Genomic DNA, 20,897 nt, shown 5'->3' on the forward strand with positions numbered 1-20,897 from the left:
CTCTGGATCCGGGTATGGCGAGTTCAAGCCGACTCGAGATGCCGCCGACGAACGTAGGATCGATTCGCCGTTCGACCGATCGGACGAACGATCAGGCTTCTTCGGAGCCTGAACCGGGAAACCGGTGGTACTCCATCCCCTGGTGTTTCATCTCGTTGTGTCGCTCCTCTAAAAACGAGTAGACCGCGCCGTGTGGCGCGCCATCTAGGAGCATCTCTGCGGCGCTACGGACGGCGTCGACCTGTTCGGGCGTTCCGATGATGCCAAGCGTCGAGCCGTAGATGACGACCGACGCACCCGAGAGCTCCTCCATCAGCTCGCGGGTTCGTCCGGCTTCGCCGATGAGTCGCCCCTTCTGTCGTTTCATGTCGTTTTTGTTTCGCGAGGCGGCGTCGATATCGACGACATCGAACAGCATCATATCGTCCTCGAGGAGTCCCAACGCATCTTCCGGCGGGAACCCACGCCCGATCGCACGGACGATCTCGGGGCCTTTGAGGCCGCGAACGGGGTCGCCGACGGCGTCGACCGCGACAGAGCCGTTCTCGGAGTCGATGTCCAGTCGGACTTCGGCTTCCGCCTCGATTTCCCGCATCGTCTCGCCGCCCTCGCCGATGAGAACACCGATTCGGTCCTGCGGAATCTTCACGTGCTGCATGTGCCCGGCTACTCGCTCAGCGAGGTTAAGGGCTTGGTCCTGAGGTGCTCATCCGTCCGCTCGTCGGTCCTGCCCGCTCGCGTCCTCCCGTCCGCTGTAGTAGTCACTGCACGTCATTGTACACCTGATCGCCAGACGAAAAGTGCGGTTCGGAGCGAGCGCGGTTCGAAGTGAGCGAGAACCGCGGGAAAGCGAACGGGGAACGAACGTGACCCGTGAGCTCGGCGATCAGTGTGTACATCGTTGCAGTTGTTACTATAGTATGAGTCAGCCCGAAACGCTCATGGAAAGAATCTGATGTAAATTTTCACCGACATCAATCTCATCGAAGATATTGGCAATTGCTGACACACGAATCGACTCTATCCCTCGGTGTTGAGTGTCCGGCGACGGTACAGTTATTGCCTTCGCTCCTTATCTTTCGAAGGCGTGACTAACGGTGGTGTGTGATACGATCGATGAGCAGTAGTTCCACTCGGATACCGATCGATTGCCTCGACGATCCCGTCTTCGTCTTCGACGAACGCGGTCACATCCTGGAGTCGAATCGAGCGGCGATGGAGGCGAGTGGGTACTCCGAGAGCGAACTCGAGTCGATGGCCATCGATCGGGTCGTCGACGGACCGGAGACGTTGACCATCGCAGACGCAGTCGAGCGGTGTTCCGATTCCGACGGCCGCGTTCGTCTCGAGACGACGTTCGCCACGGCCGACGGCGAACGAATCCCCGTCGACTGTACGGTGTCGAAATTGGCGGCCGAATCCGGTGACTCTCGTGCCGGAATGGTGGTTGCCCGCGAGGTCGCCGATCGAACGGCTCTCGAGGACCGACTCCGAAAGAAACGCCACTTCATCGATCAGCTCTTTCATCGGGTTCCGACGGCCCTCTACGTCAAGGATACGGACGGCCGCCACGTTCGGATGAGCGACTACGATATCGCACCGAGCGACGCGATCGGGCGGACCGATCTCGAGATCTACGATCGGGACCTCGCCGAGGAGACGTACGCCGACGATATGCGGGTGATTCGGACGGGAGAACCGATCCTCAACAAAGAAGAGTACAACCCGAAAGATCGGGAGTGGACGCTCACGTCGAAAGTGCCGTGGTACGACGAAGACGGCGAAATAAACGGGTTGATCGGCGTCTCGAGGCTCATTACCGAAAAGAAAGAGTACGAACGCGCGATCGAACGCCAAAACGAACGGCTCGATAACTTCGCCAGCATCGTCTCTCACGACCTTCGAAACCCGCTTAACGCTGGGATGGGCTACCTCGAGTTAGTCGCAGACGACTGCAACTCCGAGTACATCACCCAGGTCGAGCAATCGCTCGAGCGAATGGATGCGTTGATCGAGGATCTGCTGGAGCTCGCTCGACAGGGGCGGTCGATCGACGAGCGAACGACGGTTTCGCTGGAATCGATCGCCGACGACTGCTGGGATTCCGTCCGCGCGTCGTCCGCGTCGCTTCGCGTCGATTCGGACGGAACGCTCCAGGCCGACCCGGAGCGGTTGAAGCAAGTCTTCGAGAACCTCTTTCGGAACGCCGTCGAACACGGTTCGACGAGCCCTCGGTCGCAAACTCCCGAGGACGCCGTGGAGCACGGCGCCACGAACGTGACGGTGACCGTCGGACGAACTGCCGACGGCTTCTACGTCGAAGACGACGGGTCAGGGACATCGGCGGACGAACGCGAGCGACTGTTCGATCACGGGTACACGACGAGCGACGACGGGACCGGGTTCGGGCTCGCGATCGTCGAGGAGATCGTCGACGCACATGGCTGGCAGATCGACGCTCACGAGGGAATCGACGGCGGACTCCGATTCGAGATTACCGGCGTCGACCCGGACTAACACTGCCGTCCGTTTCACACCGATCGCTAGGTAACTCGAGAATTTCGAAGAAACACGACCACGACGGCACTCGAACAGATCCGGGACAGCCCGGCGTGTTCACCGTATTCCAATCAGTTACGAACCGGAGCTGTGGCTCGCGTGCTCGAGTCCTGTCTTATCGCGCGTTTGTGAAACCAGTATTCGCTCGGAGCGTCCGCTCCTCGCGAGAAGGTAGTTTCACAAAAGCGCCGAAGCCAGGACTCGAACCTGGGACAACCTCGTTAACAGCGAGGTGCTCTACCATCTGAGCTACTTCGGCTCGATTTCACGTAGTCGGGTGCATTTGATAGGGCTTTCGTTTTGCCTTCCGTCGGTTCGATACGCTTTCACGCATCGCTCGAGTACGGTCTCTCGATGAGCGACGAGGACGCCGACCGCGACGACTCCACGTCCGAGGAGGGTTCCGAGTGCGACGACCCACTGGACGACCGCATCCAGGACGTCATCGAGACGGTTCGCGACCGGGTCGATCCCGACGAGGACGAACGCGCACACCTCGAGGGCGTCGCGGATCGCCTCCTCGAGCGAGCCGAGCGCGCCGCGACCGAGCGCTGTCCGGACGCCGACGTCTTACAGGCGGGTTCGTCCGCCCGCGGGACGTGGATCAGCGGCGACCGCGACATCGATGTCTTCGTCCGGTTCCCGCCGGAACTCGACCGGGAAACGCTCGAGACGTACGGACTCGAGGTCGGCCACGAAACCCTGCCGGACGGCCACGAGGAGTACGCCGAACACCCCTACGTCAAGGGCAAACTCGAGGGGTTCGACGTCGACGTCGTCCCCTGTTTCCGCCTCGAGTCAGCGACCGAGATCCGATCCGCAGTCGACCGAACGCCCTTCCACACGCAGTATCTTCGGGAACAGCTCGACGACGAACTCGCGGCCGACGTCAGAGTGACGAAGGGCTTTCTGAAGGGGATCGGCGTCTACGGAAGCGACCTCCGAACGCGGGGATTCAGCGGTTATCTCACCGAACTCCTCGTCTGTGAGTACGGCGGCTTTCGCCCGTTTCTCGAGGCCGTCTGCGATTGGCATCCACCGGTTTCCCTCGATCCGGAAGGCCACGGACAGGCCCGGTTTACCGACCCGCTCGTCGTCATCGATCCCACCGACCCCGAGCGCAACGTTGCGGCGGTCTGCTCGGCTGAAAACGTCGCTCGTCTCCAACACTACGCGCGCGCGTTCCTCGAGGAACCCGACCTCGAGCTCTTCGAGACCGACGAACCGAAGCCGCTGACCGAATCCGAACTTCGGCGCCACCTCGAGCGACGCGACACGACGCCGGTCGCCGTTCGGTTCGACGCACCCGACGTCGTCGAGGATCAGCTCTATCCTCAGCTTCGAAAGTCACTCGACGGGATCACACGGGGACTCGACGACCGCGGTTTCGACGTCCTGCGCGCGACGGCGTTCGCCGACGGCTCCTGTGTCGTCTTCACCGAACTGGCAGTCGACCGTCGACCGGCTATCGAACGCCACGAGGGGCCACCGGTCCACGTCAGCGACCACGCACGGGGTTTCTACGACGCCTACGACGACGACCCCGACGCGTACGGTCCGTTCCTCGATGGTGGCCGGTACGCCACCGAGCGCAACCGGGAGTTTACCACCGCCCGGGCGTTTCTCGAGAGCGATCAACTGTTCGACGTCGGCCTCGGTGTACACGTCGAGACGGCTCTCGAGGACGGCTACGAGGTTCTCCTCGGCGAAGACGTCCTCACACTACTCCCCGAGTTCGGACGGGAGCTTCGCTCGTACTTCGAGCCGACCCCGTAAACCAAGCGCGGGCGGGCCACTATCGGCGCCGACCGCCACAAGCCCGTCCGGCAGAAATTATAGTAACAACTGAAACGATGTACACACCGATCGTCGATCCGTCTGGCGATCGGGTGTGCATTGATTTACAGTGGCTACTATAGTTTCTCGCAATCGCGTCGACCGTTACGACTCGACTTCGTCGTCCAGACCGTGGGCGTCGACGACGTCCTCGAGTAGCGATTCGACGGCGTCGTCCGGCGCTCGGTCCGGTTCGATCGGCTCCCGACCGTCGAACGTCTCGTGGACGATCGCGACGCTGTCCGCGAGAACGTCGAGGCCGTACCCGCCCTCGAGGACGAACGACAGCGCGGCGTCGGTCTCGTCGGCGAGCGTCCGCAGTCGGTCGGTCATCAACGCGTAGGCCTCCGTCGACAGACGGATTCGGGAGATAGGATCGTGGCGATGCGCGTCGAACCCCGCGCTTACGATCACCAGATTCGGATCGAACGCCTCGAGCGCCGCGGCGATCGGCCCCTCGAGCGCCGCGAGATATCCGGGGTCGCTCGTCCCGGCGGGCATCGGGAGATTCATCGTCGTTCCTTGGCCGTCACCGTCGCCGATCTCGTCGGCGTCGCCGGTTCCGGGGTACAGCCCCTGCTCGTGGAGCGAAACGAAGTAGACGTCGTCGCGGTCATAAAAGATATCTTGGGTCCCGTTGCCGTGGTGGACGTCCCAGTCGACGATCGCGACCCGGTCGACGTCGTACTCCTCGTGGTCGAGTGCGTGCTGGGCGGCGATCGCCGCGTTGTTCGCAAAGCAAAACCCCATCGCGTCGTCGACGACCGCGTGGTGGCCCGGCGGACGACCCAACGAGAACGGCATCTTCCGGCCGTCGGCTCCCCCGAGCGCCGCTTCGACCGCCCAGCAGGCGAGTCCAGCGCTATGCCGGATCGCGTCCCACGTCTGCTCGCTCGCCGTCGTATCCGGATCCCAGTTGCCACCGCCGTCGGCACAGAACGCCTCGACGGACTCGACGTACTCCCGATCGTGAACGGTACCGATCGTCTCGAGATCGCAGGGGTCGGCGTCGACGTACTCGACGCCGTGTTTGCGCTTCAGTCGTTCCCGGATGGCCCGCAGCCGGTCGGCCGTCTCGGGGTGGCGTGAGCCGGGATCGTGCCCAAGACAGACGTTGCTGTAGCCAAATTGCATCTCACTCGAACAGCGAGAAGTACGTCTCGATGTCGTCGTCGATGATGGTTCGCCGGTCGGCGTGTCGCGCGAGGATCGCCGCCGCCCGGGCGACGTTGTCGGCGTAATCCTCGAGGATGTCGGCGAGCGCGATCCGCGCGTCCATCGAGACGCGATACCGATCGTCGATCTCCAGTCTGGCGATCCGGTCGACCGGCGCGACCGGCAACTCGAGGTCGTCCTTGTCGACTACCGTTTCGACCTCGAAATCGGCGGCCATCAGTGTCTTCCGGCCGTCCGCTGTCGCCCGTTCGGCGGCGTCGATTGCGAGCGCGCTTCCGTGTTCTTGTATCCGCGTTGCGAGTTCCCTGGAGGCGTCAGCGCTCACCCGAAGGTCGTCCGCGTTCCGCCTGATGATCGTATCCACCGGCGCGAACGGGAGTTCGACGTTCATACCTTGATAGGCGAATCTAACTCCCTTAACGCTTTTCCTAGCGTCCGATGAGGTTCCTCGAGCGCTCAGAAGACGTCGCTGGCCTCGAGGCGTCCGTCTGAGACGACACCCCGTACCGTGATCTCTTCGCCGAGGCCGACGTCGGTATCCGTCTCGACGCTCATCGTCGTCTCGCCGTCGTCGAGGACGACCGGATCCCCGGCCTGGACGACGACGCCGGTAAACTCGACTTCCTCGCCGTCGTTCGTTCCGTCCGCCTGCTCCGTCTCGGCACCACTCTCCGTGGAGCCATCCTCGACGTCGGTCTCGGTCCGGTCGTCGGTCGATCCGGAGTCCCCTCCGTCGTCCGCAAACGCTGACAGCCCCTCGCTCCTGGTACCCTCCGTCGCGTCCGCTTTCGTATCGCGTTCAGTATCCGACTCGAGCACCGTGATCGTCGACTGCCAGCCGGCCGACGCCTCGAGGTCGTCCTGCCAGCCGTCCTGGATCTCGACGTCGCCGAGTGCGACCTCGTCGCCGGGGCCGACATCCAGGTCCGCTTTCTCGCCCCAGAGTGCGACGCGGATGTCACCGGTCGCGTCCTGGACGCGGACGTTGCGAACCTGCCCCTCGGAGCCGTCGTCGCGGTCGAACGTTCGCTTCGGATCCGCCGAGCGGACGACCCCTGCAAGGTCGACCGTCTGGCCAATCTCGAGATCCTCGATCGGGGTACTCTCCGGAACGTACTCGACGTCCTCGTCGACCTCCTCGATCGCGCCGCGGTTGCCGACGTGAACCTCGAGAGTCCCGTCGCGTTCGCGGACGTAGCCGTCGATCACCTCGATCGTCGTGTCGGGGTCGATCTCCTCGGCGAGGTCGGCTCGTTCGTCCCAGAGGGTGACGCGTACGCGTCCGGTCGAGTCGCCGACGACGAGGTTCGACACTTTCCCCTCGGAGCCGTCGTCACGGTCGAACGTTCGGACGCTGTCGGTATCGAGGACGAGCCCGACGAGGTTGACGTTCGAAAGGCCGAGTGAGAGGCTCTCGACCGTATGTGTATCGGAGATCTGTACGTCAACCTCGGTGTCGTCGTCGGGTTCGACGTCGTCGACGCTCACCTCGACGCCCGAGAAACCTTCCTTGGGTCGGCCCTTGATCCGGAGCACCTGTCCCTCCTCGAGTTCTTCGGTGGCCGCCTCGGCGTGGTCGTCCCAGAACGCGGCGCGGACGGAACCGGTCTCGTCTGCAACTTCGACGTTGACGACGCGGCCGTCCTCGTCCTCGCCGTCGCGTTCGAACGTTCGGACCTCGCCGATGCTCACCACCTTGGCGACGAACTTCGCCTCTTCCATCCCGGGCTCGATGTCGGCGATGCCGCCGACCTCGCTCTCGCCGACTTCGTGAGCGACGAGCATCGCCGCCGTCTCTTCGTCCGCGAGTCCACCCATCTGCTCGACTTTCGCCTCGACGGCCTCGCGAAACTCCTCGAGGGAGACGTCGGCCTCGAGGTCCTCGTAGACGCCCTCGATGTCGCTCATTCTATGCTCGTGCATGCGTAGCCCGCGCATAAGCGTTGTCCATTCGTCCCGCTCGAGGCGGTATCTCTCGAGATTCGGCGGCGCGTTCGTCGTCCGTTTCTCGGGGCAAGACGGGCGAGTAGAGGCGCCTCGAGGTGAACACCGTCGGATCCGCGATCATACCTCTGCTGGCTCCGGATTCGTATATAAACTCTCGTGTCGATCGGCCGCGACGTTCGAGTTGGGTTCGAAAGGGCTTTAATACTGACCCGGCTACGGGTAGATGAGTCCTGATAGGGTAGTGGACTATCCTCTTGGCTTGCGGAGCCAGGGACCGGAGTTCAAATCTCCGTCAGGACGCTCACTCCTTTCGAGTGCTTCACGTTGTTCAGCACTCGCTTCGTCGTTCGGTCCTGACGTGCCCAACACTCACTTCGTTCGCGTTGGACTCCGTCAGGACGCTCGACAGTCAATGCACACACGCTCACGATAGTCTCCGGATCTGTCTGTGAGCGGTGTGTGAATCGCTTCAGTTGTTACTATACGTAGTTCCGAAGCGCCTCGAGCACGGCGTCCGATTCGCTCACTCATCGCCGTGGACGACCGTCGCGTCCGAGACCGACGCGCCCTCGAGGAGGCGAACGACGCCGCGGTAGGCGAAACAGGTGATAACCTGCTGGCAGACCTCTCCGTCCTCGAGCGTCGAGTCGAGACCGACGTCGACGGAGACGTCGTCGCCGTCGTAGTCGACCGCACGGAAGACGACCTCGTGACACGGCGTCGGTGCGACGAGACGTCCGGCGAAGCGAATCTCGTTTCCGTCGATTTCGACGTCCGTCGCTCGGTTCTCTCGTGCTTCGCTGGATCGATTGCAGTCGACTCGTTCTGAGGAAACCGTGGCCTCGAGTACGGAAACGTCGTCGCCGACGCCGGTGTGAACGACGGAGAGGTCGGTGTAGCCACTCGAGTCGGGAAGCTCGAAGGCCTCCTCGTAGTCGGCACAGGAGACGACGTCCGGACAGCCGTTTTCGTCGTTTCGCTCGGAGCCGACGGTCACCGAAAGCGATCCGTCACCGCCTTCGGCGTCCTCGAGAACGGGTTCGTGACACGGCGTCGGCGTCGTGAGCCGCCCCGCGGCGATCGCTCGTCGATCGGACAACTCGAGGGACGTCTGGACGTCCGCACACCGCCACTCGGCTTCGGCGTCGTCAACCGATTGGGATTCGTTCGAGCGGTCGTCGGTCGCGAGCGCGGAGGTACTGAGTCCGGTGGTTGCGAGTACGATACCTGTCGTGGATCGAAGGATGGCTCGGCGTGATGGGGTCATCGATGTTCTATCGTCCGATGTGCGGGCGAGTCGGTTGCACATCGAGGAGATCCACCACGTTCTCCGACTAATTTTCGCTGGCTATACAGTTTGGGTCAATGAACGTCTTGGGAGAACAGCGGGGCACGGTCGATCGAAAGAGCGGCCGCTCGAGGGTCGAAAACGGGTGAGAGGAGTAAGCCCCCTTCTGTTCGTCCCGGCATTCGGCTAAGCGTTCGTACCGTCCGCGGGGATGCCGCGGGGCGTTCGGGCTACCACGGCACGAACTTGCACCGGTGAGGGTTCGCCGTTCCATCGATCCTCGGCCGTCTGTCCGCAGTCGACCGTGTCGTACACAGTCCGCGGTTTCGAACCGCGAGCTTCGACTGCGGGCCCGTCAGCGGGTCAACTCCCCTTCCTCGCGGTCGGGTTCGCACGCATCATCGGTCGGGCCGAGACGTGTCGTTTCTGTTCCAGAGCCAGCGGTCTCCCACTCCGGACTTGCGTCCGGTCACCTGCCCGAACAGGTGGGGGGACTTTCCTCGCGGGCGTTGGGCAACTCGGTGAGTCGGGCAACGGTACGCGTGGGGCGACTCGAGGAGTCGATCCACGGTGAACGATTCCGCCGTCGCCGGCGAAATCGCCGCGGCAGCCAGGCTCTCTCTCCCACGTCCAGTAGGGTCTTCGGTCGAATAAGTCCCCCGGTCGCTGTCCTGGTTTGCCTCTCGAAACGAATGGAAGCGTTTTAGGACGACTACTCCCATGTACTGGTGTATGTCCCAGCGACAGGGCGTCGACCTTTCCTACGAAGACGGGGCGCGAGCCGTCAAACTCGCGCGTGAAGCCGTCGAATCCTACGTAGAACACGGCCAGCGAGAACAACCGGGGAGCATGCGAGAAGCTTTCTACGAGCGAACGGGGGCGTTCGTTCGCCTCGAGTCCACGCGGGGTCGCGGGAGCCTGCGCGGCTGTGCGGGTGGGTATCGCTCGGGCGACCAGCTCGGCCACGTCATCGTCGACGCGGCGATCGAGGCCGCGAGCGAGGACTCCTGTGGCTCGGAAGTGAGCCCGTCCGAGCTTCCGAACCTGACCATCTCGGTCTGTGCCGTCAGAAACGTCGTACTCACGGACGATCCGCTCGCCGACCTCGAACTCGGCACACACGGCGTTGCGATCGACGGCGGCGAGGGTGGCTGGCTCTATCCCACCGTTCCCGTCGAGAACGGCTGGAGCGAGCGCGAGTACCTCGACCGGACCTGCAGAAAGGCCAAACTCGCGCCGACGGCGTGGCAGGACGACGACGTCATCGTCACCCTCTTCGACGGACAGGTCTTCCGCGAGCGGGAGGCCGGCGGGAGTATCGAGGAACTCTGAGATCGACGCAGTGCGATCCCGTTAGTCGTCGGTGTCGACCGACCGATCGTCGAACGCGCCGAGCAAGACGGCGTTCAGGATGGCACCGACAGCCGCCGCGATGTTCGCCACGTGGAGCGAGACGAACGCGCCGACGACGCCGAGTGCTGCCACGACGAGCGCCGCTGGGAGGGTTTCGACCTGGTACTGGCCGACCGTGTATGCGACGTGTGGCTCCGCGTACACCAGCGGCGCGGCCAGCATAGCAGTGACGACGGCGACGATCGTGACGAGTAGCGTGAGCGCGAAGATCCCGTAGACGAACCTGGCGAGGACGACTACGAAGCTGGTCCAGGTTGTCGGGGCGGTCACCAACGCGGCGAGCGCGTCGGCGTAGCCGTCTTCGGCGCGAAGCAGGCTTCGATGGTTGTCGCTTCGGAGGGCCGCGGGCAGCGGGGTCTCCACGCCGACGAGGTGCGTCGCGAGTACCGCCTCGAGGGCGGCGAGTGCGAGCACGGCGAGAAGCGTTCCGAACAGAATCGGGATGCCGACCAGCGTGATCGAGAGGCCGACGCCGAGCGAGAGGCCGGTGACGACGGCGACGAAGTAGACCGTCCCGAGCGGGAACGCGAGTGCGAGGTACAGCAGGTTGACGTACGTCTGTCCCCGGAACGGGACGCCGAGGAACCAACGTAACGGGCGATCCCCCGGGCCGTCGGAGCCGTCCTGGACGAACAGGGAGGCGGAGTGAATCGAACTCATGGCGCACTCAAGACGACGCGTCGAACCCGCGTATAACGGGCCGCCGAGTTGGTCGGTCGCCAACCCTGCGAAAGAGTCATATACGTGCGTTCGTCCCGCCGGAAATACCGGGGCCGACGTCGGCTCGAGTCGGCCTCGAGCGGCGGTACCGACGGTTCGAGTGTGGCTGTTCGCGTCTCGAGTATCGTAGCCACTGCAGGTCTTGCACACCTGATCGCCAGACGAAAAGCGCGGTTCGGAGTGTGCGCGGTTCGGAGCGAACGGGGAGGAACGACCCGTGAGCGAACGGAGTCGTTCGAACGACCAGCGGTCGTTCGTGATGACGAAAATCTTCGATTTTCGAACCATGAGCGAGAACCGTGGAATAGCGAGCGGGGAACCCAGTGACCCGTGAGCTCGGCGATCAGTGTGTACATAGTTGCAGTTGTCACTATCGGTTTTCGTTCTCAGTAGTGGAACGTACGATAGATCGCCGCCAGGCCGAGGGTGTGTGCGAGCGTGATCGCGAGGAGCGCTTTTGCATCGGTGAGATCGACCGCCGGGCCGACGAGGTAGAGGACCAGGTAGGGGACGACAGCGATGCAGACGATCCCGATCGAGAGCGCGCGCATCGTCGGGCTGTCGTTTCGCCGGAACCCGCGGTAAGCGATGAGGGCGACGAACAGTCCGAGGACTGCCGTGAGACCGGACGCGAGCGCGGTGATGGTTTCGAGTGGCATGGTTATCTCGAGTAGACGACGTACAGGATGACGATCAGCCCGGACAGTTCCGAGAGCGTCGTGGTCAACAGCTGTGCGGACAGCGGAATCGTCGCGACGTTACCGACGAGTAGCCGGATGAACATCGGCGCCGGCGCGAGCAGGAACATCCCGACGGCGAGCAACAGGATCGGCCGAGCCTTCGTTCGCCGGTAGCCCTCGACGAATCGGTAAGTGACGAGCACCGAGAGGACCAGTGCGACGAAAAAGGTCGCGATCGCCGCGAGGACGACGAACGTCGAGCCGCCCTCGACTTCGATCTGGAGGGGGGCGACCGGGAGGCTCCCGAGGCGCGTGGTGGCCTCGAGCGTCCCGGTCGACGTGATCGAACCGACCGTCTCGGGCGTCGAACCCGTCGCTCGAGCGAGCGCCGCGAGCGTTCCGGTGGGTGGCGTGTGTGCTCCGATCATCCGGTAAACTCCTCGTACAGTCGCGTGAACGTGTCCGCCGGCTCCTCCTCGGCGTAATCGACCTCGACGTCGAAGCCGTCGTCGGTGACGTCGATCGCGACGCCCTCGAGTCGAGCGACGTACACCTTGTAGTGGTGACCGTTCGGATCGAGTCGTTGCTGGTCGGCCAAGAGCCCGCGCTCCTGGAGCCGGTCGATACGCCGGTAGATCGTCGACGGGTCGGCGTCACAGGCGGCCGAAAGCGACTCCGCCGACTGCGCCTCGCCGTAGGTCTCGAGGATAATGGTTCGAGCGTACTCGTCGTCGAGTAAGGCGAGTAACTCCTCCGTGTCGGGGTCGAGACGGCGACTCATCGCTGGAGAGGGCCTCGAGGGCGAATCCCCGTCGCTGGAAGCCGTTCCGGGGCGTGGTGGCACCGATCGTCGTCGACGACCCCGGTCGAACCCCTCCCCAGCGATGATGGTTGCCGTGTCGACACGTCGCACGAAAATCACGTTGGGAACGGGATAACCGTTCGGGTTTCGGTCACCAGATCGATCCGACGTGCTATCGATTGTGGCCGACGACACATCGTTTCTCGAACATTTATGTCGTGCGAACGAGCTACTGGCTGACGTGAACCTCCGGTCGCCGTCCTCGTCGATCGGTCGGGTCGGAACCGTGTTCCGATCGATCGTCGCGAGTCCGTTTCGCCCCCAGACCTATCGCAACCTGCTGTACCTGCTACTGGTGTTTCCGCTCGGGACGGTCTACTTCGTCTTCCTCGTCGCCGGCCTCTCGCTCGGCGTCGGCCTCTCGATCACGCTGGTCGGAATCCCGATCCTGCTGTTCGTCCTCCTCGCGAGCCACGGGTTCGCGGCGTTCGAGCGGGAACTCGCCCGGCGACTCCTCGGGGTCGACATCGTCTCGCCCAGCTACGCGTTTCTCGAAGATCGGGACGCCACTGCGAGAGTGCGGGCGCTCGTCCTCGGCCGGGAGACGTACGCGGCGGTCGGCTATCTCGCGAGCAAGTTCGTCGTCGGTATCGGTGCGTTCGTCTTGGTGACGCTTCTGTTTTCGATCGTGATCGCACTTCTGGCGATGCCGCTTTACTACGACCAGCCGAACGCACAGGTCGGCCTCGTACTCGAGGAGCCCGTCCAGTTTACGTCCTCGATCCAGCTTCCGTGGGACGGGCTACTCGTCGGCCTCGAGATCGGACTCTCGATCGTCAGCTGGGAGGTCACCAGCTTCGCCGATGCGCTCGCCTTCTCGGCGGTCGGCGTCGTCGCGCTCGTCGTCTCGCTGGCGATCTGCAACGCGGTCGCCTGGCTCCTCGGTCAGTACACCCGCCTGTTCCTGGGTCGGCCGTCGGTCCAGTAAACCGGGACAGCAGTCCGTATCATACGAACTGCTGTCCGTCATTTCCGGTGGGGCCGCGCCAGGTCCTGCGAGGCCACCGGTACATCGGTACAGCAGTCCGTATCAGCCGTTCGTAACGTCGCTTTCCGGATCGGTCGTCCGATCACCGAAGTCGACCGCCGCGGCGTCAGCCAGACACCGCTCGGTCGCCTCCTCGAGATCGAACTCGCGGACGATCTCGCCGTCGCGGAGCAGGGGCTCGAGCAACGGCTCGCCGCCGTCCGGCGGTTTCGCGTCGGCAAGGGCGATCTGGTGGCCGCCGTCGGGCGTCCGGTACACCTGCTTTTCGCCGGAGAGCTTGCCGCGCTTGGAGACGGGCGTGCCCTCGTCGCCGGACTGCGTCCGACCGTTCGAGGCATCGTCCGCCCCCTCGCTGATTTCGACGATGTCGAGGCTGAAGTCCACCGAGTCGGCGCCGGTGATGTGACTGCCGACGCCGAAGCCGTCGGCGACGTCCCGCAGGTTTCGGATGGCCTCCGGATCGAGGCCGCCGCTACAGAAGATGTCGACGTCCTTGCGGCCTCGAGCGTCGAGTTCCCAGCGAACCTCCCGGACGATGTGACGGAGGTCGCCCCGGCGGGAACTCGTGGTATCGATGCGAACGCCGTCTAGGTCCTCGCCGAGCGTCTCGGCGGCGAGCAGGCTCTCGCTTTTCTCGTCCCAGAAGGTGTCGACCAGTGCGATCCGCGGAACGTCCTCGGGGACGGCCTCGTCGAAGGCCGTCCACGCCTCCACCTGGTTCCCTTCGCCGAAACAGAACATGAGGGCGTGGGGCATCGTTCCGCCCGGCTCCTTCCCGAGGATCTCACCCGCCGCGACGTGCGAAAAGCCGTCGAGGCCGGCCAGCAACGCGGCGCGTTCGACCGTCGCGGCGATCGACGGATGGACGTGACGCGCCCCGAAAGACAACACGGTCGAGTCGGGTGCGGCCAGGCGCGCTTCGAGTGCCGCCGTCGCGAAGCCGCTTGGCTGTGACAGAAATCCTAACAGGGAGGTCTCGAGTTCCGCGAACTCCAGATAGGGGCCCTCGATCCGCATCACCGGCCCGCCGTCGAACAGCTGTCCGTCGGGAAGCGCGTCGACGTCGACGTCGCGGCCCTCGAACAGCGTTGCAACGTCTTCGATGCCGGTGAAGACGTCGAACGATCCGGTCGGGAACTGATCGGCGGTCACCTCGGCGACCACGCGGGGATTCTTCCCGGCGTGCTCGAGGGTGGTCCGCGTGCGCTCGAAGTAGGCGTCGGTCGCGGCTCCCTCGAGAATCGCCTCGGCGGAGACGGTTCCGAACGGCTGTGACATAGCGTCGGTTTTCCGCGGGAAGCAAAAAAGCTACCCGTCTGGCGGTTTCCTCGTGTCGCTTCCCGGGTCGTTCTTCCTCGTGTCGCTTCCCGGGTCGTCCGCGATAGTGACAGGGTGCCGATGTCGAACGGACGACACTCTCGCTTACGCCGGCGGACCGGCCACGGCAACGGCCGGTTTCGCACTCGCCGGGCCGACCGTCGGCGTTGGCGGTTGCACCCGGGCGTGGATCTCCGCGAGATCGGTGGGCTCCGGCGCGCCGACGATCTCGACCGTGTCGCCGGCCACGTTCACGCGATAGGCGCCGGCGAACGCCTCGCCGTCCGGGATCACGTACGTGTCCTCGAGAGCGACATCTGCCTTGCCGCCCGCGGGATCCGTCGCCTCGAGTGGTTCGGCGCCGCGGTTCTCGAGGAGCGTTCGGTAGGCGTCGGCGAACGCGGCGGCGTTCTCGTCGCGTTCCCAGGCGAGCGCCCAGACGTAGCCCGTGTGATCGGGGTCGTCGACGGCCCGATAGACGGCGAACGTGTCGCCGGCCCATCCCTCCGTCGCTGGGTACGAGTAGTTGTACGCCGAAAACTCGCCGGACCCCTCCTCGAGCGGTCGGTCGACGACGTCGTTCGCCCAGAGGGCCGCGAACAGGGTCGCCTCGCCGACCGTCTCCGTCTTCGCCTCGCCGTCGTCGGTGATCGGCTCCCACTCGTCGCTCGAGCGATCGGTGACGGGCACGTCGCGCGGCCGGTCGTCGGGGTAGCGGTCGGGGTGGATCAACTGCGCGGTGCTCGCGGGCGGCTCGTCGTGTACGCGGTCGACGGCCTCCCAACCGCCCGTCTCGTGGAGGGAGGCGACGAACGACGTCCCCTCGGCGTACGGCGCGTAGATCGAGAGGAACAGGCCGGCCTCGAACGGCCGTTCCTCGAGTTCCTCGCCGTCAGCGGGTGCAGGAAGGACGTCGGGGAGACATTGCCACACCACCCCACACCGTTCGTCGTACCGGTCGGGAACGTACTCCGCTTCGCCCTCGATCAGCCCGGTCTCGGCCCGCTGGGCGTCGATCGTCTCGCCGTCCGTCGCGATGCCGAACTGTTGATCCTGGAGCGCGTGCGTCAGTTCGTGGACGAGCACCCGCCGATCGACTCGGATCTCCTCGGGGTCGTCGACCACGATGACGATTCGATCGTTCGTGTAGTAGCCCTCGACGGCGTCGGCGTAGATGGCGTCGAACGCCTCGTTCGCGTCGGTCTCGCCGTCGACCAGGAACGTACCGCGCCAGAGTTCGTTCTCGAACGCGGACGCCTCGGTCGGCTCCCCGCGGTCGGCGCGGTACTCCGCCCGGTCGATTACGTCCACCTCGACGCTTCGCTCGAATTTCAGCCCCCGTATCACCTCGATCCGAGCCATCGCCCGGTAGGTAACCGCCTCGAGTTGCGCCCCGGTGAGCGCGTCGCGTTCGTCGAACGCGAAGCTGTCGTCGTGAGCGTAGGGGCCGATCTGTCCGAGTTCGCGGTCGGTATCCAGTTCGCCTGCGGTTCCGGGCATCGCACAGCCGGAGAGAACGACAAGGGTGACGATCGCCAGCACCCTGGTTCGGTTCTCCGCCCGCTCGTTCGGCGCCCGAGTCACGGGTTCATCGATCACCTCGGCTCGAGGCGGTTTCCGAGGGAGACGCCGTCCGACGACTGCGAACGACGACGATCACGACGCCGGTTCCGATCACGACGACCGCGACGGTGACGATCGAGCCGAGGCCGGTCTCGACGGCCGCCGAAATCGCATCGCTATCGTCGCCGGCTCCGGCTCCGGCGTCGTTCTCACCCCCGTCGTCGGTCGATTCGGCGAGTTCGAGGCTCTCCCCGCCGGCGGGTGCGCTCCCGCGTTCGATCTCGCTCAGGTCGTCGACCGACGGCCCGCGGACGATCGTCACGGTCTCGCCGTCTCGGTCGACGGCGTACGCGCCGGGGTAGTCGTCGTCGATCTCGTACGTGTCCGCTCGGTCGTCGACCGCCGCGGCGCCGTAGCCCGAGAGGAGTTCGAGGTACGCCTCGAGGAACTCCTCGGCGTCTTCGGCCGTCTGCCACTCGCTTTGCCAGACGTAGCCCGTGTACTCCACCGACTCCATCGGGTCGGTCGTTTCGGGGGCGTCGGCGGCGACGTAGACGACGAGTTCGTCGCCCGCCCAACCGTCGGTGTACCGGTGGTCGAACTCGTAGCCGCCGTCGGTCACCACGTCGCCGCGCTCTAACACGGTCGGCTCCGACGGATCGAACGCGCCGGCGGCGAACATCGAGACCATTCCGACCTCGCCGACGGTTTCGGTGGCGACCTCGCCGTCGATCTCGAGTGGTTCCCACTCGTCGCTCGAGCGGTCCTCGACGTCGGTATCGACGGGCTCGCGCTCGTCTCCGGGTCGAATGACCTCGGAACTGCTCGCCGGCGGATCGTCGTAGGCGGCGTCGACGGCCGACCAGCCGTCGTCCTGTTCCTGGAGGTACTCGACGTAGTCGGGGCCGTCGTCGTAGGGCTGGAAAAGGATCAGGTACAGCCCCCAGTTGATATCCGAGATTCCCGCCGGACCGTCTTCGGGGATCACGCAGTTCCACTCGGTCTCACACCGCGTCTCGTACTCGGTTTCCACCCAGACGGCGTCGCCTTCGACCAGGCCGTTCGTCGCGGCCGCCTCGTCGATCGTCGAGCGGTCGAACTCCTCGAGGCCGAACCGCTGGTCTTGTAGCGCGTGAAGCAGTTCGTGGCCGAGGATTATCTCGTCAGTCTCCGGGGCGTCCGGGTTGTCGGAGACGATGACGACTTCCTCCGTGGTGGGGTCGTAGTAGCCGTTGACCGCGCCGCCGTACAGCGAGTCGTACTCGTCTTCGGCGTCGGTTGCCCGATCGACGACGAACAGCGCCTCGTAGTTGACGTTGCGCTGAATCAGTTCGTCCTCGGGAACGTTTCCGAAGACGTCGCCGTGTTCGGCCAGATACTCCTCGCGAGAGACGACCTCGACGTCGACGTCCTCCTCGAACGGAAGCTCGCGAATCACCTCGACGCGGGCCATCGACCGGTAGATCACCGCCTCGAGTTCGTCTTCGGCGAGTGTGGCGTCGTCGCGGTCGTCGACGGGGAGTTCGTCGTCGTACCAGTAGCCCTCGACGTATCCGATCGTCGACTCGGTTGTCGGCTCGTCGGACCGGTCATCGCCCGGCGCGGCGTCGGTTTCGGACGACGCCGGTCGGTCCTCGAGGACGGCTCCGAAAAACGCAACGCCCCCGACGACTGCGAGGAGGACGAGCGCGGCGGCGAGGAGGGCGACGATCCGCGTTCGACTCGAGTTCATCGCGGCTGTATAACGGTCCGTATGGAACCGACGGCAAAAAGAACGCCGGTCGACCCGCCCGAGACGTCGACGCGTGAGCGACACGAATGGCGATTGGGCCGTCGCGAACGTTTTTACGATCCCGTTCGAACGCTCACGTATGAACCTCGAGCCAGCACGCACGGCGGTGGTGGTCGTCGACATGCAAAACGGCTTCTGTCACCCCGACGGCTCGCTGTACGCGCCCGGAAGCGAGGCGGTGATCGAGCCGATCGCGGATCTGGTCGAGCGGGCGAGTGATGCGGGCTCGTCGGTGGTTTACACGCGGGACGTCCACCCGCCCGAGCAGTTCGAGGACGCCCACTACTACGACGAGTTCGAGCAGTGGGGAGAACACGTCCTCGAGGGGTCGTGGGACGCCGAAATCGTCGACGAACTACCCTCGGAGCGGGCCGATCTCGTCGTCGAGAAACACACCTACGACGCCTTCCACGAGACGGAACTCGAGGGCTGGTTGAACGCCCGCGGGATTCAGGATCTGGTCTTCTGCGGGACGCTCGCGAACGTTTGCGTCCTGCACACCGCCGGCAGTGCCGGCCTGCGGGATTTCCGTCCGATTCTGGTCGAAGACTGCATCGGCTCCATCGAGGACGAACATCACGAGTACGCCCTGGAACACGCCGAGTGGCTGTTCGGCGAGGTCGTCGAGAGCGGCGATCTCGCCTTCGAGGCCGAGTGATTCGGGCGGGCGTCGAGCCGTCTCGCGGGGATGCAGAGTCGGTTCCGTTCGTCTCCGCCGATCACCCTCCCGGGAACAACGTTTTGTTCATCGGCCGGCTGGGAACGTACATGACCTCACGAGAGCCGGACGCTCTCGTTCCACTCGCCGTCGACACGTTGCCGATCAACGTCGCGATCCTCGACGAGGAGGGGGTGATCCTGTACACGAACCGCGCGTGGCGAGAGTTCGGCCAGGCGAACGACATCGACTTCCGGCCCGATACGATCGGCATCGACTACCTCGAGGTCGCCGAACAGTCCGGCGGGGAAACCGCTCAGGCCGTCGCGGACGGCTTGCGGGAGATTCTCGCAGGCGAGCGGGAACTGCTCGAGATCGAGTACCCGTGTCACTCCCCCGAGGCGAAGCGGTGGTTCCTCATGCGAGCGGCGCCGTTTACCGACGATGAGCGGCGCTACGTCGCCGTTGCTCACTTCGACGTCACCGACCGCCACGAGTACCGGCGTCGGCTCGAACGATCCAACGAGCGCCTCGAGCAGTTCGCGTACGCGGTCTCTCACGACCTCCGAGAGCCGTTGCGGATGGTCTCGCAGTACCTCCGATTGCTCGAGGACCGCTACGGCGACGAACTCGACGCCGAAGCCGACGAGTTCATCGAATTCGCGGTCGACGGCGCCGAGCGAATGGGTGCGATGATCGACGGCCTCCTCACCTACTCTCGGGTCGAATCCCGGGGCGATCCCACCGAGCCGGTCGACCTCGAGTCGGTCGTCGACGACGCCCTGGCGGATCTCGACGTCCGGATCGCGGAGACCGACGCCGACGTGTCGGTCGACTCGCTACCGGTGGTCGAAGGAGACGGAAACCAGCTCCGGCGGCTGTTTCAGAACCTGCTCGACAACGCCATCCAGTACAGCGGCGACGGAGCGCCGGTGGTCACGATCGAGGCCGAACGCAACGACGCCGACCGAGGCTCGGACGTCACCGCTTCCGAGGACGGGGAGGAGTGGATCGTCTCCGTCAGCGACGAGGGAATCGGTATCGCACCGGCGGACGAAGACCGCGTGTTCGACGTGTTCCAGCGTCTCCACAGCACCGAGGAATATCCGGGAACCGGGATCGGACTCGCGGTGTGTCGACGTATCGTCGAACGCCACGGCGGCGAGATTTGGATCGAGCCCGGTCCCGATGGGGGCACGACGTTTTCGTTTACGCTCCCGGCCGCAAACGCCCGAAATGTGTGATCTCCTTGCCACCAGCGCTCGAGAGGTCACACCGCTGTTGCTCGTCGTAGTACGAGGGTTTTTATCGACGGCTTCGAAGGAACCGTATGGATCCGTTCGGCGGGAGTGTGACTGGGCGAACGTCCGAGACGACGGACGATAGACGGACGGTCGAAACGACAGATACGAACCACGAACCCGGGGTGGCTGTCGGTGCCACCAAAGCGGCGGCTGTCGGATCCGTCAGATCAGGTGCCGTCGGGACCTGGGGGAGTGAGCGACGATGAACCGCCAACGGCTCAGCTTGTTGTACGCCTTCGGAATCGCGCTCAACGGGGCCGCGCTGATCGTCGCGGCGACGGCCGGATCGACGCTGTACGCCGTCACGTTCGGGCTCGTCATGATCTACCTCGCCATCAGGTACGTGATGGTCTCTCGAGGCTGATCGACTCGAGTAGTTGGGGTCGCAGTTCCGTCGCCCCACCGGATCGTCACGCCGCGTTGAATCGACCTGAGTGAATCGAATCGGTCTGACGACCTCGAATCGACGTGACCGAACTGGACGGTCCGCGTCGACGAAGTCGAATCGAAAGGGGATTTAGTACCCAAACCAGTTCAGCCGCGTTCGTATGCGTCGCCGGGTCGATCGGGTGGTATGGAAGCGGTTCCCATCCACCTCGAGGCGGCGATCTACCTCTACTTCCTGGTCGTCGGCGCGGCCGGATTCCTCCTCTACGCCCGGCTTCGGTTCGGGCGAAGCGAGTCGACCGATGCCGGTGACGGCACGTCGAACGCGAACTGAGACGGTTTGCCGTCCGTCGGTTCCGGCACAATTGCGACCAAGAGCGGTTGGGCCGGCAAATCGGTACAGCAAT

At 64.5% G+C, this 20,897-nt stretch carries 21 protein-coding genes, 2 tRNA genes and 1 other RNA gene; 9 read left to right on the forward strand and 15 right to left on the reverse strand.

Going from position 1 to position 20,897, the window contains the following annotated elements:
* Window positions 1-91: 91 nt before the first annotated feature.
* Entirely contained in the window at window positions 92-658 is a 567-nt protein-coding gene (locus AB7C87_RS14355; RefSeq protein ID WP_369730170.1) for a KH domain-containing protein, read from the reverse strand.
* A 458-nt stretch (window positions 659-1,116) separates the two neighbouring features.
* Between AB7C87_RS14355 and AB7C87_RS14360 the strand changes: the two genes are divergently transcribed.
* Window positions 1,117-2,517 (forward strand): PAS domain-containing sensor histidine kinase, encoded by a 1,401-nt coding sequence (locus AB7C87_RS14360; RefSeq protein WP_369730171.1) that lies wholly within the window; start codon window positions 1,117-1,119, stop codon window positions 2,515-2,517.
* A 228-nt stretch (window positions 2,518-2,745) separates the two neighbouring features.
* Here AB7C87_RS14360 and AB7C87_RS14365 read toward each other — a convergent pair.
* Window positions 2,746-2,818, reverse strand: a tRNA-Asn gene (locus AB7C87_RS14365).
* Window positions 2,819-2,913: 95 nt separating this feature from the next.
* Here AB7C87_RS14365 and cca point away from each other — a divergent pair.
* Entirely contained in the window at window positions 2,914-4,335 is a 1,422-nt protein-coding gene (gene cca / locus AB7C87_RS14370) for a CCA tRNA nucleotidyltransferase (RefSeq protein ID WP_369730173.1), read from the forward strand.
* A 165-nt stretch (window positions 4,336-4,500) separates the two neighbouring features.
* On the opposite strand, the gene AB7C87_RS14375 is transcribed toward cca, so the two are convergent.
* The 4 genes from AB7C87_RS14375 to AB7C87_RS14390 form a co-directional block, all read right to left on the reverse strand.
* Window positions 4,501-5,529 (reverse strand): histone deacetylase family protein, encoded by a 1,029-nt coding sequence (locus tag AB7C87_RS14375; protein ID WP_369730174.1) that lies wholly within the window; start codon window positions 5,527-5,529, stop codon window positions 4,501-4,503.
* Window position 5,530: 1 nt separating this feature from the next.
* Entirely contained in the window at window positions 5,531-5,962 is a 432-nt protein-coding gene (locus tag AB7C87_RS14380) for a histone family protein (protein WP_369730175.1), read from the reverse strand.
* 65 nt (window positions 5,963-6,027) lie between these two features.
* Complete coding sequence (locus AB7C87_RS14385; RefSeq protein WP_369730176.1) at window positions 6,028-7,479, reverse strand: single-stranded DNA binding protein; 1,452 nt, start codon at window positions 7,477-7,479, stop codon at window positions 6,028-6,030.
* A gap of 1 nt (window position 7,480) precedes the next feature.
* Entirely contained in the window at window positions 7,481-7,639 is a 159-nt protein-coding gene (locus AB7C87_RS14390; RefSeq protein WP_369730177.1) for a hypothetical protein, read from the reverse strand.
* A gap of 106 nt (window positions 7,640-7,745) precedes the next feature.
* Between AB7C87_RS14390 and AB7C87_RS14395 the strand changes: the two genes are divergently transcribed.
* Window positions 7,746-7,818: transfer RNA gene (locus AB7C87_RS14395), tRNA-Arg, on the forward strand.
* Window positions 7,819-8,041: 223 nt separating this feature from the next.
* On the opposite strand, the gene AB7C87_RS14400 is transcribed toward AB7C87_RS14395, so the two are convergent.
* Both AB7C87_RS14400 and rnpB read right to left on the reverse strand, forming a co-directional pair.
* On the reverse strand, window positions 8,042-8,785 hold the full coding sequence (locus AB7C87_RS14400) for a hypothetical protein (RefSeq protein ID WP_369730178.1): 744 nt from the start codon (window positions 8,783-8,785) through the stop codon (window positions 8,042-8,044).
* A gap of 170 nt (window positions 8,786-8,955) precedes the next feature.
* Window positions 8,956-9,326, reverse strand: an RNA gene (rnpB, locus tag AB7C87_RS14405) — RNase P RNA component.
* 212 nt (window positions 9,327-9,538) lie between these two features.
* Here rnpB and AB7C87_RS14410 point away from each other — a divergent pair.
* Window positions 9,539-10,138 carry a TIGR00296 family protein gene (locus AB7C87_RS14410; protein WP_369730179.1) on the forward strand — a complete coding sequence of 200 codons (600 nt, stop codon included), beginning with the start codon at window positions 9,539-9,541 and terminating at the stop codon, window positions 10,136-10,138.
* Between the two features lie 21 nt (window positions 10,139-10,159).
* Here AB7C87_RS14410 and AB7C87_RS14415 read toward each other — a convergent pair whose 3' ends face one another.
* The 4 genes from AB7C87_RS14415 to AB7C87_RS14430 all read right to left on the reverse strand — a co-directional run bounded on the left by AB7C87_RS14415 (window position 10,160) and on the right by AB7C87_RS14430 (window position 12,400).
* On the reverse strand, window positions 10,160-10,879 hold the full coding sequence (locus tag AB7C87_RS14415) for a sensor domain-containing protein (RefSeq protein ID WP_369730181.1): 720 nt from the start codon (window positions 10,877-10,879) through the stop codon (window positions 10,160-10,162).
* A 446-nt stretch (window positions 10,880-11,325) separates the two neighbouring features.
* Entirely contained in the window at window positions 11,326-11,598 is a 273-nt protein-coding gene (locus tag AB7C87_RS14420) for a DUF7521 family protein (RefSeq protein WP_369730182.1), read from the reverse strand.
* A gap of 2 nt (window positions 11,599-11,600) precedes the next feature.
* A complete protein-coding gene (locus AB7C87_RS14425) occupies window positions 11,601-12,047 on the reverse strand; it encodes a DUF7521 family protein (RefSeq protein WP_369730183.1) in 447 nt (148 codons plus the stop codon).
* Window positions 12,044-12,400 carry a helix-turn-helix domain-containing protein gene (locus tag AB7C87_RS14430; protein ID WP_369730184.1) on the reverse strand — a complete coding sequence of 119 codons (357 nt, stop codon included), beginning with the start codon at window positions 12,398-12,400 and terminating at the stop codon, window positions 12,044-12,046. The genes AB7C87_RS14425 and AB7C87_RS14430 overlap by 4 nt, the downstream gene beginning before the upstream one ends.
* A 262-nt stretch (window positions 12,401-12,662) precedes the next feature.
* Between AB7C87_RS14430 and AB7C87_RS14435 the strand changes: the two genes are divergently transcribed.
* Entirely contained in the window at window positions 12,663-13,409 is a 747-nt protein-coding gene (locus AB7C87_RS14435; RefSeq protein WP_369730185.1) for a sensor domain-containing protein, read from the forward strand.
* Window positions 13,410-13,511: 102 nt separating this feature from the next.
* Here AB7C87_RS14435 and AB7C87_RS14440 read toward each other — a convergent pair whose 3' ends face one another.
* The 3 genes from AB7C87_RS14440 to AB7C87_RS14450 form a co-directional block, all read right to left on the reverse strand.
* The gene (locus tag AB7C87_RS14440) at window positions 13,512-14,747 is read right to left on the reverse strand and encodes a nicotinate phosphoribosyltransferase (RefSeq protein WP_369730186.1); all 1,236 of its coding nucleotides are present in this window, start codon (window positions 14,745-14,747) and stop codon (window positions 13,512-13,514) included.
* 144 nt (window positions 14,748-14,891) lie between these two features.
* Window positions 14,892-16,286 (reverse strand): Hvo_1808 family surface protein, encoded by a 1,395-nt coding sequence (locus tag AB7C87_RS14445; RefSeq protein WP_369730405.1) that lies wholly within the window; start codon window positions 16,284-16,286, stop codon window positions 14,892-14,894.
* A gap of 88 nt (window positions 16,287-16,374) precedes the next feature.
* Entirely contained in the window at window positions 16,375-18,081 is a 1,707-nt protein-coding gene (locus AB7C87_RS14450) for an Hvo_1808 family surface protein (protein WP_369730187.1), read from the reverse strand.
* 139 nt (window positions 18,082-18,220) lie between these two features.
* Here AB7C87_RS14450 and AB7C87_RS14455 point away from each other — a divergent pair, with 139 nt between their 5' ends.
* The 4 genes from AB7C87_RS14455 to AB7C87_RS14470 all read left to right on the forward strand — a co-directional run bounded on the left by AB7C87_RS14455 (window position 18,221) and on the right by AB7C87_RS14470 (window position 20,824).
* On the forward strand, window positions 18,221-18,799 hold the full coding sequence (locus AB7C87_RS14455; RefSeq protein WP_369730188.1) for a cysteine hydrolase family protein: 579 nt from the start codon (window positions 18,221-18,223) through the stop codon (window positions 18,797-18,799).
* A 110-nt stretch (window positions 18,800-18,909) separates the two neighbouring features.
* On the forward strand, window positions 18,910-20,043 hold the full coding sequence (locus AB7C87_RS14460) for a sensor histidine kinase (RefSeq protein WP_369730189.1): 1,134 nt from the start codon (window positions 18,910-18,912) through the stop codon (window positions 20,041-20,043).
* A 262-nt stretch (window positions 20,044-20,305) separates the two neighbouring features.
* Complete coding sequence (locus AB7C87_RS14465; RefSeq protein ID WP_369730190.1) at window positions 20,306-20,467, forward strand: hypothetical protein; 162 nt, start codon at window positions 20,306-20,308, stop codon at window positions 20,465-20,467.
* A gap of 210 nt (window positions 20,468-20,677) precedes the next feature.
* Window positions 20,678-20,824 (forward strand): hypothetical protein, encoded by a 147-nt coding sequence (locus AB7C87_RS14470; protein WP_369730191.1) that lies wholly within the window; start codon window positions 20,678-20,680, stop codon window positions 20,822-20,824.
* Window positions 20,825-20,897: the final 73 nt, after the last annotated feature.

The organism is Natrarchaeobius versutus, assembly GCF_041205745.1.
Lineage (GTDB): Archaea > Halobacteriota > Halobacteria > Halobacteriales > Natrialbaceae > Natrarchaeobius > Natrarchaeobius versutus.

Coding starts and splice junctions, on each gene's coding strand:
- AB7C87_RS14355 (WP_369730170.1), bottom strand. CDS start 658: ATGCAGCACGTGAAGATTCCGCAGGACCGAATCGGTGTTCTCATCGGC.
- AB7C87_RS14360 (WP_369730171.1), top strand. CDS start 1,117: ATGAGCAGTAGTTCCACTCGGATACCGATCGATTGCCTCGACGATCCC.
- cca (WP_369730173.1), top strand. CDS start 2,914: ATGAGCGACGAGGACGCCGACCGCGACGACTCCACGTCCGAGGAGGGT.
- AB7C87_RS14375 (WP_369730174.1), bottom strand. CDS start 5,529: ATGCAATTTGGCTACAGCAACGTCTGTCTTGGGCACGATCCCGGCTCA.
- AB7C87_RS14380 (WP_369730175.1), bottom strand. CDS start 5,962: ATGAACGTCGAACTCCCGTTCGCGCCGGTGGATACGATCATCAGGCGG.
- AB7C87_RS14385 (WP_369730176.1), bottom strand. CDS start 7,479: ATGAGCGACATCGAGGGCGTCTACGAGGACCTCGAGGCCGACGTCTCC.
- AB7C87_RS14390 (WP_369730177.1), bottom strand. CDS start 7,639: ATGATCGCGGATCCGACGGTGTTCACCTCGAGGCGCCTCTACTCGCCC.
- AB7C87_RS14400 (WP_369730178.1), bottom strand. CDS start 8,785: ATGACCCCATCACGCCGAGCCATCCTTCGATCCACGACAGGTATCGTA.
- AB7C87_RS14410 (WP_369730179.1), top strand. CDS start 9,539: ATGTCCCAGCGACAGGGCGTCGACCTTTCCTACGAAGACGGGGCGCGA.
- AB7C87_RS14415 (WP_369730181.1), bottom strand. CDS start 10,879: ATGAGTTCGATTCACTCCGCCTCCCTGTTCGTCCAGGACGGCTCCGAC.
- AB7C87_RS14420 (WP_369730182.1), bottom strand. CDS start 11,598: ATGCCACTCGAAACCATCACCGCGCTCGCGTCCGGTCTCACGGCAGTC.
- AB7C87_RS14425 (WP_369730183.1), bottom strand. CDS start 12,047: ATGATCGGAGCACACACGCCACCCACCGGAACGCTCGCGGCGCTCGCT.
- AB7C87_RS14430 (WP_369730184.1), bottom strand. CDS start 12,400: ATGAGTCGCCGTCTCGACCCCGACACGGAGGAGTTACTCGCCTTACTC.
- AB7C87_RS14440 (WP_369730186.1), bottom strand. CDS start 14,747: ATGTCACAGCCGTTCGGAACCGTCTCCGCCGAGGCGATTCTCGAGGGA.
- AB7C87_RS14445 (WP_369730405.1), bottom strand. CDS start 16,286: ATGCCCGGAACCGCAGGCGAACTGGATACCGACCGCGAACTCGGACAG.
- AB7C87_RS14450 (WP_369730187.1), bottom strand. CDS start 18,081: ATGAACTCGAGTCGAACGCGGATCGTCGCCCTCCTCGCCGCCGCGCTC.
- AB7C87_RS14455 (WP_369730188.1), top strand. CDS start 18,221: ATGAACCTCGAGCCAGCACGCACGGCGGTGGTGGTCGTCGACATGCAA.
- AB7C87_RS14460 (WP_369730189.1), top strand. CDS start 18,910: ATGACCTCACGAGAGCCGGACGCTCTCGTTCCACTCGCCGTCGACACG.
- AB7C87_RS14465 (WP_369730190.1), top strand. CDS start 20,306: ATGAACCGCCAACGGCTCAGCTTGTTGTACGCCTTCGGAATCGCGCTC.
- AB7C87_RS14470 (WP_369730191.1), top strand. CDS start 20,678: ATGGAAGCGGTTCCCATCCACCTCGAGGCGGCGATCTACCTCTACTTC.